Source organism: Actinomadura sp. DC4 (genome assembly GCF_030406325.1).
In the GTDB taxonomy this organism is placed as follows: Bacteria; Actinomycetota; Actinomycetes; order Streptosporangiales; family Streptosporangiaceae; genus Actinoallomurus.
The window spans coordinates 34,539-50,519 of sequence record NZ_JAUEQY010000021.1 but is presented as its reverse complement, the minus strand read 5'-3'; the positions used below and the strand labels follow the sequence as shown (position 1 = coordinate 50,519).

Below are 15,981 nucleotides of genomic sequence, written 5' to 3'. Positions count from 1 at the left end.
GCGATGGCGTTGAAAGACCGCATCGAGGACAGCCGGTCCGCCGGGGAGAAGGCGAGCGCCGGGGGCGTGGCGCTGTGGCGTCAGCGGCTCCTCGAAGAGATCAACCTCGACGAGCTGGCCGACCTCGACCTCGCCCAGCGGCGCGCCCGGCTGGAGAAGGTCGCCGGGCACATCGTCAGCCGCGAGGGACCGGTCCTGTCGGCGAGCGAGCGCGGCGCGCTGGTCCGCCGGGTGGTGGACGAGGCTCTCGGGCTCGGTGTGCTCGAACCGCTGCTCGCCGATCCGTCGGTCACCGAGATCATGGTCAACGGGCCGGACGACGTCTACGTGGAGCGGGCCGGGCGGCTGCAGCGCATCGAGACGACGTTCGCCAACGAGGATCAGCTCCTCCAGACGATCGACCGCATCGTCGCCCAGGTGAACCGCCGCGTGGACGAGTCCAGCCCGATGGTGGACGCGCGGCTGCCGACCGGAGAGCGCGTCAACGTCATCATCCCGCCGCTCTCGCTGGTCGGGCCCGTGCTGACCATCCGGCGGTTCCCCCGCGCGTACACGATCGAGGAGCTCGTGGAGGCCGGCAGCATGGACCCGCACAGCGCGGTCCTGCTGGCCTCGTTCATCCGGGCACGGATGAACATCGTGGTCTCCGGCGGCACCGGCACCGGCAAGACGACGATGCTCAACGCCCTGTCCGCGTTCGTGCCGAACGGCGAGCGCATCGTGACGATCGAGGACTCCGCCGAGCTCCAGCTCGCGCAGGAGCACATCATCCGGCTGGAGAGCCGTCCGCCGAACATCGAGGGCAAGGGCCAGGTGACCGTCCGCGACCTGGTCCGCAACTCCCTGCGCATGCGGCCCGACCGCATCATCGTCGGAGAGGTCCGCGGCCCGGAGACGCTGGACATGCTCCAGGCCATGAACACCGGGCACGAAGGCTCGATGGTGACCGTGCACTCCAACTCGGCCGATGACGCGATCTACCGCCTGCAGACGATGGCCAGCATGAGCGACGTACGGCTGCCCTTCGAGACCGTACGAGACCAGATCAACAGCGCGGTCGACGTCGTGGTCCACCTCGGTCGCGGCTCCGACGGGTCGCGGCGGGTCTGGGAGATCGCCGCGGTGGCGTCGCGCCGCCGGGAGACCTTCCGGCTCCAGAGCGTGATGCGGTTCGTCCCCGAGCCGATCGGACCGGACCGCGTGCTGCGCGGCGCCTACCACCATCACCCGGTCCCGAGAGTCCTCGCCGCCCGGCTCTTCGAGGCGGGCGAGAGCATCCCTCCGGCGTTCGGCGTGGGCGACGACGAGTCACTGCTGCGGGAGATCACATGACACTGCCCTATCCGGCCATCCTGGTGGTCCTGGCCGTGACCCTCGTCGCCGCGGCGTGGGGGGTGCTCGACATGGCGATGGGCTGGCAGCAGCGGCGCAGGCTCCGCGGGCGGACGTCGCTCGACGAGGTCGAACGGCGTGCCGACAGCCTCCTCGGCCGGCTCGACACCTGGCTGCGCCGCACCGACTTCGGCCGCCTCGTCGGCCGGCGTCTCACCGCGGCCGGCATGCGCACCCGTGTCTCCACCTTCCTGCTGCTGATGGCGATGGGTTTCGTCGTCGCGCTGTACCTCATCGGTACGTACCTGGCCCCGGTGTTCGGCGTCGCGGCGGGCGTGGGCACCGTTTTCCTGTTCTTCGCGTACCTGCGCCGCCAGGAGACCCGGCGGCGGGAGGAGTTCATCGGCCAGCTGCCGGAGCTGGCCCGCGTGCTGTCGAACGCCTCCTCGGCGGGCCTGGTGCTGCGTACGGCGATCGAGATGGCGGCCGATGAGCTCGACGATCCGGCCGGCGCGGAGCTGGGGCGTACGGCCGACGCCCTGCGGCTGGGCCAGCCCATGGACCAGGCGCTGCGCGACCTCGGCGACCGGCTGCCGTCGCGTGAGCTGGCCGTGCTGGTCAGCACGCTGATCGTGTCCTCGCGCTCCGGTGGTTCGCTGGTCACCGCGCTGCGCAGCATCGCCGGCACGCTGGAGGACCGGAAGGAGATCCGGCGCGAGGTCAAGACGATCATGGGCGAGGCGGTCGTGACCAACTGGGCGATCGGCGCGATGGGCGTCGGGATCCTGTTCCTGGTGAACCTCGTCTCGCCGGGCGTGCTGCGCACCATGAGCGAACACCTCCCCGGCCAGATCATTCTCGGGGTCGGCGCCGCGCTCTTCACCGTCAGTCTGATCATCATCCGGCGCATCACCCGAGTGGACGTGTGAGGTTGTCATGGCGGTGCTGTTGATGGCCGGGGGCGCGGCTCTCTGCGTCGTCCTGGCGGTCCAGGGGTTCGCGTTGATGCGCTCGGGGGAGCGCATCGCGCCGGACCTCCTGCCGGCCGCGAAGAAGAGCAGGCGGCGGCCCGAGGGCACGATCTTGAACCGGGTCGCCGACGTGGCCGGCCGGCCGTTCACCCGGCCGATGCTGGAACTGCTAGGACCGTGGCGGCTGAAGATCCGGCGGCGGATCGACGCGGCGGGCCGGCCGGGCAACATGACGGTCGAGTCCTATGCCCGGCAGACCGCCGGCCTGCTCGTCATGTTCCTCGTACCGGGCGTCCTGTTCATCCTCGGCGGCCAGCGCTTCCTCGGACTCGTCGTGGTCTGTGGCGCGGGTCAGAACGAACTGCTGCTCGCGGTGCGCATGCGGCAGCGCCAGGACGCGATCCAGCGCACCCTCCCGGACTTCCTCGACGTCCTCGCGGTGACGGTGTCGGCCGGACTCGGCTTCCGGCACGCGCTGGCCCGGGTCGCCGAGAGCATGCCCGGCTCCCTCGCGGACGAGTTCACCGTCGCGCTGCGGCAGATGGAGCTCGGCACACCGCGCCGTGAGGCGTTCGAGGATCTACGCCGGCGCAACAGCGCGGAGGCGCTCAGCCAGTTCGTCACCGCCATCCTGCAGGCGGAGGAGCTCGGTGCCCCGCTGTCGACGGCGCTCATCGACATCGGCGTCGACATGCGACGGGAGTCGGCTCAGTGGGCCAAACGCAAGGCGCAGCGCACCACGCCCCGCATCACGGCCGTCTCGGCGGCTCTCACCCTTCCGTCGATCATGGCGATCGTCGTGGGCGGAATGTTCTACTCCTCGGGGGCTGATCTCGGTGGTTTCTTCGGCTGAACACCGCGGCCGGGCGGCACCGGCCGTGCCCGCCCGCGTCGGGGCGGCGTTCCGGATGCTCATGCAACTGCGAACCCTCACGGCAGCGGTGGCGTTGCTGGCGCTCCTGCCCACACATGAGGTCGCGTCGCTCGTGCTGCTGGTCTGCCTCGCCGCGCTCTCCTGGATCGCCGCGCGGTACTGGCAGCGGATCGTGTCGGACCTGCTGGCGCACCCGGTCCTGGTCGCGGTGGACGTCGCCGCCTCGTTCACGGTGCTGGAGGTCGGCGGGGTCACCGGGCCGTACTTCCTGTCCACGGTGATCACCGCCGCCGTCGCCGGGCTGCTCTTCCGCTGGCCGGGCATGGTGGCCATCTCGGTGGTGCAGGTGCTCTGGTACTACCTGACGCTCGCCGCGGTCTCGATGCCGGCGGCGGACATGACGTTCCAGGCGGTCATCGGCCAGCCCCTCTTCTATCCGCTGATCGGCTTCGCCGGCACGGCGCTCCGCAAGCTCATCGACGACCAGGCCGAGGCGCAGGCGGCGGCGGCCACCGCCGAGGAGCGCGCGCGGCTGGCCCGCGAGATGCACGACTCGCTCGCCAAGACGCTGCGCGGCATCGCCCTGGCCGCAGGGGCGCTTCCGATGTGGACCAGGCGCGACCCCGACCGGGCCGCCGCCGAGGCGTGCCGGATCGCGGCGGGCGTCGAGATCGCCTCACGCGAGATGCGCGACCTCATCACCGGGCTGCGGGACGACAGCGCCACGCTGCCCCTGCCGCTGGCCGTCCGCGCGGTCGCGAACCGCTGGCGCGAGGAACACGGCGTCGGCCTTCGCTGTGACATCGATCCCGCGGTCGCCCTCCCGCCGCGTGAGTGCTACGAGGTGGTGGCCATCTGCTCGGAGGCACTGGCGAACGTGGCCCGGCACGCGGAGGCGATGTCGGTCCTGGTCCGGCTCGGCGGCGAGCGCGACGCGATCGTGCTCACCATCAGCGACGACGGCCGGGGCTTCCGGCTGAAGAGCCTGGAGGACCTGGCGAGAGAAGGGCACTACGGGCTCCTCGGCCTCAAGGAGCGTGGCGAGCGCGCCGGCGGAGTGGTCTCGGTGGTCTCCAGGCCCGGAGAGGGCACCACGGTGACCGTCCGGCTGCCGGCCGGCCGGGTGGCACCGGACGACCTCACCGCGGCGGGGGTGGCGTGAGTGGAGACCCTCCGGGTGGTGGTCGCCGACGACAACGCGGTCGTACGCTCCGGCCTGGTCTCGTTGCTGGAGGCCGGGGGAGTCGAGGTGGTCGGAGAGGCGCGCGACGGGGAGAGGGCCGTCGTACTCGCCGAACGGCTGCGCCCCCACCTCGTGCTGCTTGACGTGCGGATGCCGTTGATGGACGGTGTGACGGCGGCGCGGGAGATCGCGAGGACGACACGGGTGCTCATGCTGACCTACACGGACACGCCGGAGACCATCCGCGCCGCCATCGGGAACGGCGCCGCCGGCTATCTGGTGCACGGCACCTTCACCCCCGAAGAACTGCTCGAGGCCGTGCACGAGGTCGCGCGCGGAGCCAACCCGCTCTCCCCGGCCGCGGCGGCCGTGCTCGTCGGCGCGGTACGGGACCAGGCGACCGCGCCGCCACAGCCGTCGGGCGCCCGCTTCGGCCTCTCGGCCCGGGAGACGGAGGTCATGGAACTCGTCGCGCGGGGGTGTTCGAACGGCACCATCGCCGCACGCCTTTTCCTCGCCGAAAAGACGATCAAGAATCACGTCAATCACATCTACGCCAAGCTCGGAGTGACCACTCGCGCGGCCGCGATCGCGCTGTGGCTCGGCTCGGGAACACGGCAGGAGGATTGGCAGTGACCGGGAGCCTCCTGGGACTCAGGGCCCAGCCGGGGATGGGCCCCCGCCCTGGTGGAAAGTGGGTCACCGGGCCCTGGGAACGACGTCGGCCGATCCGTACCTTCCTTATTGAAAAGGCGGTACGGAAAACGGGGACGGAAGGCCAAGGAAATGAACCGCATGATTCCGCTTTATGTGACACTCGCCACCTTCGTCCAGGGCAAGGCCGAGAGCGTGCGCAGGCGTTACGCCGGCGAGGACCGCGGTGCCAGCATCATCGAGTACGTCGCGCTGCTGTTCGTTGTCGCCCTGATCGTCGCCGCCATCCACGCGGCGAAAATCGACGAGCGCGTCAAGAACAAGGCGGGAGACGCCCTCAACAAGATCTTCGGGAAGTAAAGGCAAGAGACCACCGGCGCGATGGTGGAGAGAGCCGAGTCCGGCTGTCTCCACCATCGCGCTTTTCTGTCCGCTGTCCGCCGGTGGGCCAGTGACGAAAGGCAATGATGCAGACGCATGCAGAAGGACCCGTCCCCGGCAGGGTGCGGTTCTCGGCCGACACACCTCTCACGCGCCTCTGCGCGGCCATGCTGGCGTCTGTGCTGGCGCTGGCCGGTTGCAGCGGCGGCAAGAAGCCGGACGGCGGAAAGAGCACTACGGCAGGCGGCGGGAAGGCCGCGAACGAGAAGGCGATCGCGGCCGAGCCCATGGCGCTGGACGAGGGGCCGGCGCACGTCGACCTGATCGCGCTGAGACGCACCGCGAACAACACCGTCACGGCACGGCTGCGGGTCGTCAACGACGGCCGGGAGTCGATCGGGATGGCCGGGGTGCTGAGTGATTCGGCTCCGAAGAAGGGCGCGGAGGAGCGCGGAGCCGGCGGTATCGCCCTGCTGGACGGCGCGGCCGACAAGGCCTACTACCCGCTCACGACCGGCACCGGCGTCTGCCTGTGCAGCGACAGCACCGGCGACCTGGCCGCCGGCCAGGCCCTGGACGTCTACGCGGTGTTCCCGGCGCCGCCTCCCCAGACGAACCGCGTCACCGTGTGGGTGCCCCGGGCCCTCCCGTTCGCGGACGCGGAGATCAGGAAGGGACAGGCGCCACCGGCGCCGGACCAGAGCCTCGACCCCGCCAAGGCGGCGTTAGGGCGGCCGACGATCCGCCCGCTCATCGACTCGAGTGAGTCCGCGGACGAGGCCGTCGACGAGGACGGCGACAACCGGACCGTACGCCTGTCGGCCGACGTGCTGTTCGCCTACGACAAGGCCGACCTGACGTCCAAGGCCCGGGCGGTGCTGGGGAATGTCGCCCGCCAGATCGACGCGTCAAAGGGCGACCTGGTCAGGATCGACGGCTACACCGACGACAGCGGTGACGACGCGGTCAACCAGCCGCTGTCGGAACGGCGGGCCCAGGCCGTCCAGACCGCGTTCACCGCCATGGTCACCCGTAGGGGGATCACCTACCGGTCGGCCGGGCACGGCTCACAGCACCCCATCGCCAAGAACGACGACGAGGCCGGCCGCAAGCGGAACCGGCGCGTCACCATCACCTTCGCCAAGCCCGTGCCGCAGGCCCGGCCGCCCGCGGCGACCGCCGGCCCGCCGGCGCCCTGGACACCCGGCGCGAGACTCCCCGTCCTCGCGACACTGCGACCGCGCGTCCACACCGGCATCGACGTCGAGGAGGAGGCCGGCAACATCCGCTTCGACATCAACGAACTGCACCGCGATCCGAGCGGCCTGGTGACGCTCGTCTGGACCGCCACGGGCGTCGGCGGCGCCGAACAGCCCATCCAGTCGCGGCTCGACAAGTGGGCCTCCCTGGAGTACACCGACGGCATCAACACCTCCGGGGTCAGCTTGCTCGACCGGGCCGGCAGGACGCGTTACTGGCCCTCACGCGACGGCGCGGGCGCGTGCGTGTGCAGTTCACTGCGGCAGGACCTGCACGGCACCCAGGCCGTCGCGCCGGGCGCCGGCGCGACCTTCGTCGACGTCTACAAGGTGCCGGCGAGCGTGCGCGCGGTCGACGTCCAGTTCTCCTGGGACACGCTGACCCTTCCCGCCGGGAACGTCACCGTCGGATAGGCCGCCGTGTCCGCCGGTGCGCCGGATCACAAGAACGTGAACACGACATAACCGGTCGCGGCCAGCAGGAAGACGACCCCCAGCCCGATGATGCCGTATCCGCTGCGTACCTGACCCCGTCCCGAGCGGCCGTCGATGCACGCCTTTCGCGGATCGGCCGGGTCGTACAACACCGGCACCTGACGCCCGCGCATTCGCGTCAGGTAGAACGGTCCCTCGTTGACGTTGGAGGTCGTCTCGACTTCGGCGCCCTCGATCGTGTGAAAGCGAAGGACCGGATAGGTCGTCTGCTGATCATTGTGCCGGTCCGTGTGGATTCCAAGGATTATTCCGGATGTGCGCCGGGCCCGGGAACGGAAACCGCGGGCCTCCCGCAGGGTTCGCGCCCCGCCGAAGAGGGAGAGCGCGCCGAGAGCGCCCAAGAGGATTAAGGGCAGCACCATCCTGATCACCTCCGCCGGCCTTCATATTCACCACCGGTGGCCCGCATTTGCAAGCACCGGTCCCAGGCCCGGTGAACATGGGCCCGACAATGGGTCCCGGGGCCCTGGGAGCCCGGCTCGTGTTTTCGTAGCGTCGCCTGTCATGTGTGAGCGGCGGAGGACGGACCGCGGCGCCTCGACGATCGAGTACGTGGCGCTGCTGCTGATCGTGGCATTGATCGTCGCCGCGGCCACCCTGGTCATCCCCAATCCGGTGGGAGACGAGGCGAAGGTCGCCCTCTGCAAGATCTTCAACGCGGTCAGCGGCGGCACCGGAGATTGTGAGCGTAAGCCGTTCACCTACAAACCCCCGACGGCCGCCTGCGTGACCGGACAGGACTCCAGCAAGATCGGCGGGTCCGTCACCGTCTTCAGTGTCAAGGTCGGGGAGAACTTCCAGCTGCTGCGCATCACGACCGCGGACGGCCGCGTGAAGGTCATGGTCGTTCCGGTCGACTACCGGCTCGGTGTGGTGGGCAAGGAGGGCCTGAAGTTCAACGTCGGGGGAAAGGACTACGGCCTGCACGCGGGTGGCAACGTCGAAGGCGCGGTCGGGCTCAAGTACGGCGACACCTGGTCGTTCGCGAATGCGAAGGACGCCGACGACTTCGTCGGCAAGATGAAGCTGGACTGGGGACGGCGCGAGGCCGAGCGTCTGAGCCCGCTCGTGTGGGGCGTTGACAAGATCACCGGATGGAAGCCGAGCACACGTGATCCGGACAGCCGGCAGTGGGACGTGAACGTCGAGGGCCTCGCCAGCTTCGGGGCCAAGTTCGGCAAGTTCCAGACGGGTGAGAACGGCGAGAAGTCCGTCACGGACATCGGGACCGGCGTCGAGGTGGAAGGCAAGATCGGAGACGGGGTTTCGATCATCAAGGATGATCACAATCCCACCAATCCGTCGGACCCGTCCTATCCCCGTACATCGGTCGTCTTCACCGTCCAGGGGAGCGTGAAGGGAGGCGGGAAGGCGCTCGGGTACGGCCCGTCCGGCTCCGTGTCCTATGTCGGTCAGACGAAGGTGACCCGCGACAAGGACGGCAAGCTGGTGAGCATCACCTGGGTCACGACGCACGAGGAGTCCGGCAGCGAGGGCTACAAGGTGCCGGGTAAGAAGAAGGGCTCGGAAAAGAACTCGGAAAAGAAGGTGACCACCACGACCACGACGGTCGGCTTCGACGATTCCACTCGGGCCATCGGCGACCAGTGGATTCTCGACAACGCCTTCCTGATGCCCCTGCAGACGGTGCGGAACGCGTTCGATCCGAGCGGAGGCTACTCCACCCGGGATCCCGGGCCGGGGGCGAGCCCCTTCGACAAACTGATCTACGAGCAGGGTGTGGTCACCCGCAACACCTATGCGGGCGACGTCGACGAGTACGGGATCGGCCTGGAGGCCGGCGAGGGTTTCACCTTCGGGATCGATGCCGGGTACGAGCACGACAGGACGCACTTGGTGGCCTCCGAATATCTCGAGGGGCCCCAGAACGGTCAGCGCAATTTCGTCCAGTGGCCGGAATGCGCCGGTGCGAGCTGAAGGAGGCATCATGCGCCGGATCGAACTGTGCCAGGCTTTCCTCGCCGGAACGCTGCTCGCGGCGGCGTGCTCCTCGTGCTCGTCGGCAGACCCGACGGGCGGCACGCCGCCGGGCTTCGCCAGGGCGAAGGGCACGAACGTCTCGGTCGCCCGCCCGGCGAACTGGACGGCCGGTTCCGCGCCGTCGAAGACCATGACCGCGACGGCGTCGTCGCCGGACCAGGGCGCCGAGGTGGACGTCCTGGAGAACCTCCTCGCCGGGGCCAGCAAGGGAAGCAAGGACATCCTGGTCGACACGGTCGAGGCCGGGCCTCAGATGAACACCACCGGCTACCACCGGACCCACACCGGGCCGGTCGACGTCAAGGGCGCGAAGGCGGCCACCCGCGTCGACTACACCTTCACCGATGTGAAGAAGGGGCCGTGCCAGGCCGTCGACGTCGCCATCCTCGCGCCGGACGCGCAGATCCACGCCGTACGGGTGATCTGGCGGCGCGGAGGTCTGGACAAGAGGACGGTCGACCACATCGTCGGTTCGATCGAGGTGAACGGATGATGCCGGGTCTGCTGCGTGCCTGGGGCGGCGCCCTTCTCGTGCTTCTCGCCGGGATCGCGGTGATGATCCGGCTGACGCCCCGCGTCGTGGCCGGCGCGTCGATGCCAATGACCGACCAGGCGCTCCGCATCCATCTTCCGTGGTTCGTCACCAGCGCGGTCATGGTCGTGGCCGCGGGCGCGCTGCGCGGGCGGTCGTCGCCGGCGCGACGGAGCCTTCTGGCCACGCTGCCCGTACCCGGTCTGGCGGTCCTCACGGGCACGCTGATCGGCGTGGCCGGCGCCACCTCGGCGCTCCCCGCGCTGCTCTACCTCGGCGACGGCGTGCTCGGGATCGCGGCCGGCCTGCTGGTCATCGGCCTGTTCGCCCGGCGCGAGGAGGCGCTGGCGTATCCCTACCCGGGCTGACCGGGACCGATCGGCCGTCTCATGCGCAGGATCACAGGGGGGCGCCGCGCGCTCGCTGCCGCCGCGCTCGCGCCGGCCGTCCTCATGGCGTCCGGCTGCCTCGGGCTCACGGACGAGCCCCCGTTGGCCTCCGGGCTCCGGAGGTACACCGGAAAGGGATTCACGGTCGGATATCCGAAGGCGTGGTCGAGGCCGGCCGCGGACCGGCGCGTCGTCCCGGGATCGTTGTTCGAGGTGACCACGGCCGCGGCGGGCGAGCCGGCCGGCACGTTCGACATCTTGACGCACTGGGGCGGTACCGGGCTGCTCGACAGCGTGGTGTCGGACTTCATGCGCGTCAGCCGGTCGCAGCGCGGCTTCGAGCTCATCGGTCAGGAGCGCATCGAGACGAACGGCCACACGGGTTACCAGGTGCGCGAGGAGTACGGCGCCGCGCCGAGACGGCTCCGCACCGTGGACTGGTTCGCGCAGCTCAAGGACGGAACCGTCATCGACGTACGCATCGGGTTCGCACGCGAGCGTTACGACGCCTCGCTCGTCGCCGCGATCGCCCGCTCGCTGTCGGTGCGCTGAGCGAAGCGCTTACCGGGCCCCCAATTGGGTCCCCGGACCCTGTCACCCGCCCGCTGATCTCCCTACGGTCGTTCTCTGAGGACGGCAGTCGCACTCGTACGGATATGAGGTCGCGTTCATGCAACCGAGCAGCCGTGGCGATGACCGGGGGGCCGCCACGACGATTCTCGTCATCGGCATGGCGCTGGTGCTCGTCGCCGCCACGTTCATCGTGAACCGGCTCGCCCACGCCAATGACCTGCGGACGAAGGCTCAGACCGCGGCCGACTCGGCCGCGCTCAGCGCGGAGACGCCGTTGCGCAGGCAGGCCGTCGACTTCATGCTCAGCGGCATCGACCCGGGCGGGGTCGGCTACTGGATCCTCGGGGGCACCGAGGACACACCGACGCGGGAGGCCAGGAAGTACGCCGGCCTCAACGACGGCGAGCTCACCGCGAAGGTGCACCTGACCGGCTTGCTCGGTCACACCGCCAAGGCGGACGTCGCCACGAGGGAATGCCAGTTCGTCGAGAAGAGCGACGACCCGAAGGCGCCTGAGTGCACCGGCCGTACCGGGACGAAGGTGAAGGGCAAGGGCGCCCGGGGCCGGGCCACCGCGATCGCGCGGCTCGACCTGCCCCTGTGCGCCTACGACTTCCTGCCCGGGACCGGCGATCCGGCGGGGTCCCCGGCACTCATGCGGCTCCGCTGCGACGGCGTCCAGGTATGGCCCGGAGGCGACCGCGGCAGGGTGAGCCGGCTGGTGCACGTCCGGCTCGTCGACAAGGAGGACCCGACGCCGTACAGCGGAGGGATCTACTCCCCGGGCTATGACGGGCCGATCTCGAACCTGCCGCCCAACACACCGGACCTGATCAAGAAGGTTCTCGCCTACGCGTACGCGCAGCTCGGCACGCCCTATGTCTACGGCGGCTCGTGCACCGCGCCGAAGATGTACCCCGCGCCGACGAACTGTGACTGCTCGAGCCTGGCCCAGCAGGCGTACCTGCACGCCGGGATCCCGCTGCCGAGGACGGCCGACACGCAGTACTGGCACGGCCCGCGGGTCGTGCCCGGCCAGGAACAGCCCGGCGACCTCGTGTTCTTCGACTACCACCCGGGCATGAGCGGTCCCGGCCACGTCGGCATCGTCGTCGACCCCGAGAAGAAGATCTTCATTGAGGCGCCGCATACCGGCGATGTGGTGAAGTTCGCGCACTATGGCCCCGGTTATCCCCCTGTGGGGTTCACCCGTCCGGCGGCGGGCCGTCAGGCGTAGCGAGGGGCGGCCGGGACGGCCGCCCCTCTCGCCCTTACCTCAGGCCGCCGTCCAGGGCGGACATCAGGGTGCCGGTGTCACCGGACATCTCCCAGATCATCGCGCCGCCCAGGCCGTTCGCCTTGATGTAGTCGGTCTTCTTGCCGATGGACCACGGGTCGTCGAAGGTCCACCACTGGCCGTTCGCGCCCGTGTAGCAGTACGTCGCGACGGTCTGCTCGTTGTGGTGGACGGTGCAGCCCGGCACGTTGGCGGCGAGGTTCTTGTAGCCGCGCGTACCGGCCTCCTCGGGGAAGTCGCCCGGCGCCGCGCCGTTCGCCGTCTGCCACTCGCCGCTCTTGCCGCCGTCGGCGACCTGCTGCCAGCCGCGGCCGTAGAACGGGATGCCGACGAGCACCTTCTTCGGGTTCACCCCGGCGCCGGTGTAGAGCTTGACGGTGGAGTCGACGCTGAACTTGGTGGGGTACGGGTCGTTCGGGTCGGTGTAGAGGTTGGCCTGGTCGCCCGTACGGTTCGGCTCCCACGAGTTGTCGCTGCCGGAGCCGTGGAAGTCATAGCCCTGGACGTTGGCGTAGTCGAGGGAGCTGAAGATCTTGGAGAAGTCCCAGCCGGCGCTGATCTTGGCCTGGTCGGCCGGGGTGAACGCGGTGAGCAGGTGGCCCGGGCCCAGGGCGTCCAGCTCGGTACGGAACTCCGCGAGCAGCGCGGTCAGGTTGGCCTTGTCCGCCGCCGCGTAGTGGTTGCCCGGGTGGCCGTCGGGGCTGCCGGGCCACTCCCAGTCGATGTCGAAGCCGTCGAAGACGCCCGCACCGGTGCCCGCGCCGCCCGTACCGTCAGAAGAGACCGGGAGGTTTCCCCTGATGAACATGTCGATGCAGGAGCCGACGAACTTCTTGCGCGACGCGTCCGTCTTGGCCACGTCGGAGAAGAACTTCGAATACGTCCAGCCGCCGAGGGAGACGAGCACCTTGAGGTTCGGGTGCTTGGCCTTCAGCTTCTTGATCTGGTTGAAGTTACCCTTGAGCTTTTGATCCCAGGTGTCGGCGACGCCGTCGACGCTGTGGTCGGCGCCCACCGAGGCGCCGTAGTCGGCGTACTGGTCACCGGCGCCGGTGCCCTGGTCCGGGTCCGACGGGTTCGTCGTGGTCGCCTTCGTCGTCTCGAAGCAGGTCAGGTTGTTCGGGTCGATGTTCTCGAAGGAGTAGTTGAGCACGGTCAGCTTGCCGGCCGCGCCGTTCGTGTCCAGGTCCTTCATCCAGAAGTTGCGGCCATAGATGCCCCACTGCGGGTAGTAGCCGACCTTCTGGTACGTCCCGCCGCCTCCTCCGCCGGCCTGGGTCGTACCGGTGGCGGCGGCGCTCTTGGCCGACTCGTTGCCCGCCGCGTCGCGGGCGGCGACCGTGTAGGTGTGGCTGCTGCTCGCGGCCAGCCCGCCGACGGTGGCGCTGGTCCCGGCCACGTCCGCGACGGCCGTGCCGCCCTCGTACACGCGGTAGCCGGTGACGCCCACGTTGTCGGTGGAGGCGGTCCAGGCGAGCGTGATCGAGGAGGACGTGGTGCCGGTGACGTGGAGGCCGCCGGGTACGGACGGCGGGGTGGTGTCGGTGCCCCCGCCGCCTCCGCCCGCGCAGGGCTGACCGTTGAGTGTGCAGTTGGCAGGCGTGGCCGACTCGGGGGCGCCGTTGAATCCGAAGCTCGTCGAGGCACCTGGTGCGATCGTGCCGTTGTAGGACTGGTTGGTGAAGGTGTAGTGCTGGCCGCTGTGCGTCATCGCGGTGTCCCAGGCGGAGCCGATGGACCCGCCCGCGGGCACGTCGACCTCGACCTTCCAACTGGTCATCGTGGTCGAGCCGCCGTTGGTGATCGTGTACTTGCCCTGGTAGCCGGTGCCCCAGCCGGAGTCCTTGTTGAACGTGGCGGTGGGAGCGCCGGCCGCGTGGGCGGTGAGCTGTGGCAGCGTGAGGGAGGCCGCCGCGGCGAACGCGACGGCGAGTCGGAGGATCGGTCGTCTCAAGGTGGTGCTCCTCGGTCTGGCGGGAAGGAGGAGCGCGGCGCCGCACTTACAAAAAGGAAACTTTCCTGTAAGTTTGGACGGTAACCTCCGGCGTGCCCGGCGTCAATGCCCGGTTGGCTAGGCTCCCTTGTCATGGGTGACGGTGACGGCTGGGCGGACTGCGACGCGGGACATCGGCACTGGGGCCGGTACGGCGCGGCGGGCGTCCTGCTCTATTGCATGGACTCCGAGCCGTACGTCCTGCTGCAGAAACGTTCACGCCTGTCGATCGGCGGTGGCACGTGGGGCGTGCTCGGCGGCGCGCGGCACAGCCACGAGGGCCCCATCGAGGGGGCGCTGCGCGAGGCGTCGGAGGAGAGCACGCTCGACCCGTCCACGGTCCGCGTCCACTGGCGCTCGGCCGAGGACCACGGCGGCTGGTCGTACGAGACGGTGATCGGCTCGGTGCCTTCGCGGGTCGGCGTACGGCCGCAGTCGTTCGAGAGCGCCGCGGTCGCCTGGGTTTCGGCTCGTGAGGTCGACCGCAAGAAGCTGTTCCCGCCGTTCGCCGAGTCGTGGAAGCGCCTTCGGGAGTCGCTGTACCGCGTGGTGCTCGTGGTCGACACGGCGAACGCCATGGGCTCACGCGCGGACGGCTGGTGGCGCGACCGCCACGGCGCGGCCGAGCGCCTGCGTGACGAGATCGCCGCCGTTTCCGGCTTTACGGGGTTGCCGGACGCGATCGCCGACGTCTGCTATCCGTCGATCGTCATGGTCACCGAGGGCGCCGCGCGCGGCGTGTCCTCGGCGGACGGCGTGGAGGTCGTCGCGGCCCCGGGCAGCGGCGACGACACGATCGTCGAACTGGCCGCCTCTCAGGCCGTGGACGAACGCCGCCTCGTCGTCACCGCCGACCGCGAGCTACGCGCCCGCTGCGAGGCCGCCGGCGCGACGGTCATCGGCCCCCGCTGGCTCCTCGACACGCTCAGGCAGGCCCGCCCCGCGTGAGTCAGCGGTAGAGCGCGGCGCGGGCGCACTCGCGCAGCTCTCCGGCGACGCGTGCGTAGTCGGGCGTGAGCTCGGCCTGGATCCTGCCTGACTCGCCGGCCTCCAGCCGGACTCGCGCCTCGGCGTCGGGACGGCTCCGCAGGACGGCGATCCGCAGGTGTGTGGGCGGGTGGCTCTCGTCCACCCGCAGCCGCCGGCGCTCCCGCTCGTGTTCGGGGAGATCGGTCAGGGCCTGCCGTCGGTCCGCCCAGAAGTCGGTCTTCCGCTGGGTGAGCGCGTGGCGACGTACGGCCGTGGCGTGGGAGTCCGCGGTGGTGACCACGGCGTCCAGCGCGTCCACGGCGGCGACCGGCGAGGCGACCCGGGCCGCGAGGTATTCGGCTCGCTGCCCGGCCCGCAGGGTGGTCGCCCGCTGGATCCGGTAGACCAGGGAGACCACCGAGCCGGCCACCGCCTGGAGGAGCCGGGCCGACAGGTCGACGAGATAGTTCATCCGGCGGTCCCGGCCGCCCGGCCGGAGGGCGTGGTGGAGCCGGGCGAGCGTCGACAGCGAGGTGCCGGCGACCAGCCCGTGGCGGGAGTCGCCGTTCACACCGTGGGCGAGTTCGTGACCGAGGACCGCGACGCGCTGCTGCTCGGTGAGCGTGTCCCACAGGGGCAGGCCCAGCTCCAGGACGCGCCGACGCCGGAGTCCGACCGTGCCGTACGCGGCGTTGAAGGCGCCGGTGACCACGACGGCGTGGACCGGCCGGGCGCCGATCTCCGCCCCGATCCGGTCGATCAGCCTGAACAGCGCCGGGGCGTCCGTACGAAGCCGGACCTGCCCGCGAAGCCGCCCGAAGCGGGGCGCGACGAGGAAGGCCGTGGTCAGGAGGACCGCCGCGGCGATGACCGTGACGACGTTCACGTCCGTCCACAGCAGGAGCCCGGCGGCGACGACGAGTGCCAGAGTGCCGGCGTGCATGAGCAGGGCGAGGGCGTAGGAGGTCACCCGGGCCAGGTCCCAGCCGGGGCGGGTGACCTCTGATCCGGAGACCTCCTCGTAGAGGGCGTCGACCATGCGCGCCGATCGCCGGTCGAGCCTGGTCTGGAGGAACCC

General features: G+C 70.2%; 16 protein-coding genes. 13 read left to right on the top strand and 3 right to left on the bottom strand.

The genetic code is table 11. From position 1 onward, the window contains the following. Positions 1–3: 3 nt before the first annotated feature. From QWU11_RS30235 to QWU11_RS30205, 7 genes are all read left to right on the top strand, one after another. Entirely contained in the window at positions 4–1,332 is a 1,329-nt protein-coding gene (locus QWU11_RS30235; RefSeq protein WP_290117861.1) for a CpaF family protein, read from the top strand. Beyond that, positions 1,329–2,261, top strand: coding sequence for a type II secretion system F family protein (locus tag QWU11_RS30230; protein WP_290117860.1), 933 nt, complete (start codon positions 1,329–1,331; stop codon positions 2,259–2,261). Before QWU11_RS30235 ends, QWU11_RS30230 begins: the two co-directional genes overlap by 4 nt. A 7-nt stretch (positions 2,262–2,268) precedes the next feature. Continuing rightward, on the top strand, positions 2,269–3,156 hold the full coding sequence (locus QWU11_RS30225; protein ID WP_290117859.1) for a type II secretion system F family protein: 888 nt from the start codon (positions 2,269–2,271) through the stop codon (positions 3,154–3,156). A 61-nt stretch (positions 3,157–3,217) separates the two neighbouring features. Further along, positions 3,218–4,339, top strand: a complete 1,122-nt coding sequence (locus tag QWU11_RS30220) for a histidine kinase (protein ID WP_290117858.1) — start codon at positions 3,218–3,220, stop codon at positions 4,337–4,339. After that, on the top strand, positions 4,340–4,996 hold the full coding sequence (locus tag QWU11_RS30215) for a response regulator transcription factor (RefSeq protein ID WP_290117857.1): 657 nt from the start codon (positions 4,340–4,342) through the stop codon (positions 4,994–4,996). It abuts the gene before it with no gap. Between the two features lie 174 nt (positions 4,997–5,170). Next, complete coding sequence (locus QWU11_RS30210) at positions 5,171–5,374, top strand: hypothetical protein (RefSeq protein WP_290117856.1); 204 nt, start codon at positions 5,171–5,173, stop codon at positions 5,372–5,374. Between the two features lie 188 nt (positions 5,375–5,562). Beyond that, a complete protein-coding gene (locus QWU11_RS30205) occupies positions 5,563–7,068 on the top strand; it encodes an OmpA family protein (protein WP_290117855.1) in 1,506 nt (501 codons plus the stop codon). Between the two features lie 26 nt (positions 7,069–7,094). On the opposite strand, the gene QWU11_RS30200 is transcribed toward QWU11_RS30205, so the two are convergent. After that, the gene (locus QWU11_RS30200; RefSeq protein ID WP_290117854.1) at positions 7,095–7,511 is read right to left on the bottom strand and encodes a DUF3592 domain-containing protein; all 417 of its coding nucleotides are present in this window, start codon (positions 7,509–7,511) and stop codon (positions 7,095–7,097) included. Positions 7,512–7,653: 142 nt separating this feature from the next. Here QWU11_RS30200 and QWU11_RS30195 point away from each other — a divergent pair, with 142 nt between their 5' ends. The 5 genes from QWU11_RS30195 (at position 7,654) to QWU11_RS30175 (ending at position 11,881) form a co-directional block, all read left to right on the top strand. Next, positions 7,654–9,087: a hypothetical protein gene (locus tag QWU11_RS30195; protein ID WP_290117853.1), complete on the top strand. Its 1,434-nt coding sequence runs from the start codon at positions 7,654–7,656 to the stop codon at positions 9,085–9,087. A gap of 10 nt (positions 9,088–9,097) precedes the next feature. Next, positions 9,098–9,643 (top strand): hypothetical protein, encoded by a 546-nt coding sequence (locus tag QWU11_RS30190; RefSeq protein ID WP_290117852.1) that lies wholly within the window; start codon positions 9,098–9,100, stop codon positions 9,641–9,643. Further along, positions 9,640–10,050 carry a hypothetical protein gene (locus QWU11_RS30185; protein WP_290117851.1) on the top strand — a complete coding sequence of 137 codons (411 nt, stop codon included), beginning with the start codon at positions 9,640–9,642 and terminating at the stop codon, positions 10,048–10,050. The genes QWU11_RS30190 and QWU11_RS30185 overlap by 4 nt, the downstream gene beginning before the upstream one ends. Positions 10,051–10,071: 21 nt before the next feature. Beyond that, entirely contained in the window at positions 10,072–10,623 is a 552-nt protein-coding gene (locus tag QWU11_RS30180; protein WP_290117850.1) for a hypothetical protein, read from the top strand. Between the two features lie 118 nt (positions 10,624–10,741). Then, positions 10,742–11,881, top strand: a complete 1,140-nt coding sequence (locus tag QWU11_RS30175) for an NlpC/P60 family protein (RefSeq protein ID WP_290117849.1) — start codon at positions 10,742–10,744, stop codon at positions 11,879–11,881. 34 nt (positions 11,882–11,915) lie between these two features. Here QWU11_RS30175 and QWU11_RS30170 read toward each other — a convergent pair whose 3' ends face one another. Further along, positions 11,916–13,895, bottom strand: coding sequence for a glycosyl hydrolase family 18 protein (locus QWU11_RS30170; protein ID WP_290117848.1), 1,980 nt, complete (start codon positions 13,893–13,895; stop codon positions 11,916–11,918). A gap of 132 nt (positions 13,896–14,027) precedes the next feature. Between QWU11_RS30170 and QWU11_RS30165 the strand changes: the two genes are divergently transcribed. Next, positions 14,028–14,882 carry an NUDIX domain-containing protein gene (locus QWU11_RS30165; protein ID WP_290117847.1) on the top strand — a complete coding sequence of 285 codons (855 nt, stop codon included), beginning with the start codon at positions 14,028–14,030 and terminating at the stop codon, positions 14,880–14,882. A 1-nt stretch (position 14,883) separates the two neighbouring features. On the opposite strand, the gene QWU11_RS30160 is transcribed toward QWU11_RS30165, so the two are convergent. Beyond that, positions 14,884–15,942 carry a M48 family metallopeptidase gene (locus QWU11_RS30160; RefSeq protein WP_290117846.1) on the bottom strand — a complete coding sequence of 353 codons (1,059 nt, stop codon included), beginning with the start codon at positions 15,940–15,942 and terminating at the stop codon, positions 14,884–14,886. Positions 15,943–15,981: the final 39 nt, after the last annotated feature.

Coding starts and splice junctions, on each gene's coding strand:
- QWU11_RS30235 (WP_290117861.1), top strand. CDS start 4: ATGGCGTTGAAAGACCGCATCGAGGACAGCCGGTCCGCCGGGGAGAAG.
- QWU11_RS30230 (WP_290117860.1), top strand. CDS start 1,329: ATGACACTGCCCTATCCGGCCATCCTGGTGGTCCTGGCCGTGACCCTC.
- QWU11_RS30225 (WP_290117859.1), top strand. CDS start 2,269: ATGGCGGTGCTGTTGATGGCCGGGGGCGCGGCTCTCTGCGTCGTCCTG.
- QWU11_RS30220 (WP_290117858.1), top strand. CDS start 3,218: ATGCAACTGCGAACCCTCACGGCAGCGGTGGCGTTGCTGGCGCTCCTG.
- QWU11_RS30205 (WP_290117855.1), top strand. CDS start 5,563: ATGCTGGCGTCTGTGCTGGCGCTGGCCGGTTGCAGCGGCGGCAAGAAG.
- QWU11_RS30200 (WP_290117854.1), bottom strand. CDS start 7,511: ATGGTGCTGCCCTTAATCCTCTTGGGCGCTCTCGGCGCGCTCTCCCTC.
- QWU11_RS30195 (WP_290117853.1), top strand. CDS start 7,654: ATGTGTGAGCGGCGGAGGACGGACCGCGGCGCCTCGACGATCGAGTAC.
- QWU11_RS30190 (WP_290117852.1), top strand. CDS start 9,098: ATGCGCCGGATCGAACTGTGCCAGGCTTTCCTCGCCGGAACGCTGCTC.
- QWU11_RS30185 (WP_290117851.1), top strand. CDS start 9,640: ATGATGCCGGGTCTGCTGCGTGCCTGGGGCGGCGCCCTTCTCGTGCTT.
- QWU11_RS30180 (WP_290117850.1), top strand. CDS start 10,072: ATGCGCAGGATCACAGGGGGGCGCCGCGCGCTCGCTGCCGCCGCGCTC.
- QWU11_RS30175 (WP_290117849.1), top strand. CDS start 10,742: ATGCAACCGAGCAGCCGTGGCGATGACCGGGGGGCCGCCACGACGATT.
- QWU11_RS30165 (WP_290117847.1), top strand. CDS start 14,028: ATGGGTGACGGTGACGGCTGGGCGGACTGCGACGCGGGACATCGGCAC.
- QWU11_RS30160 (WP_290117846.1), bottom strand. CDS start 15,942: ATGGTCGACGCCCTCTACGAGGAGGTCTCCGGATCAGAGGTCACCCGC.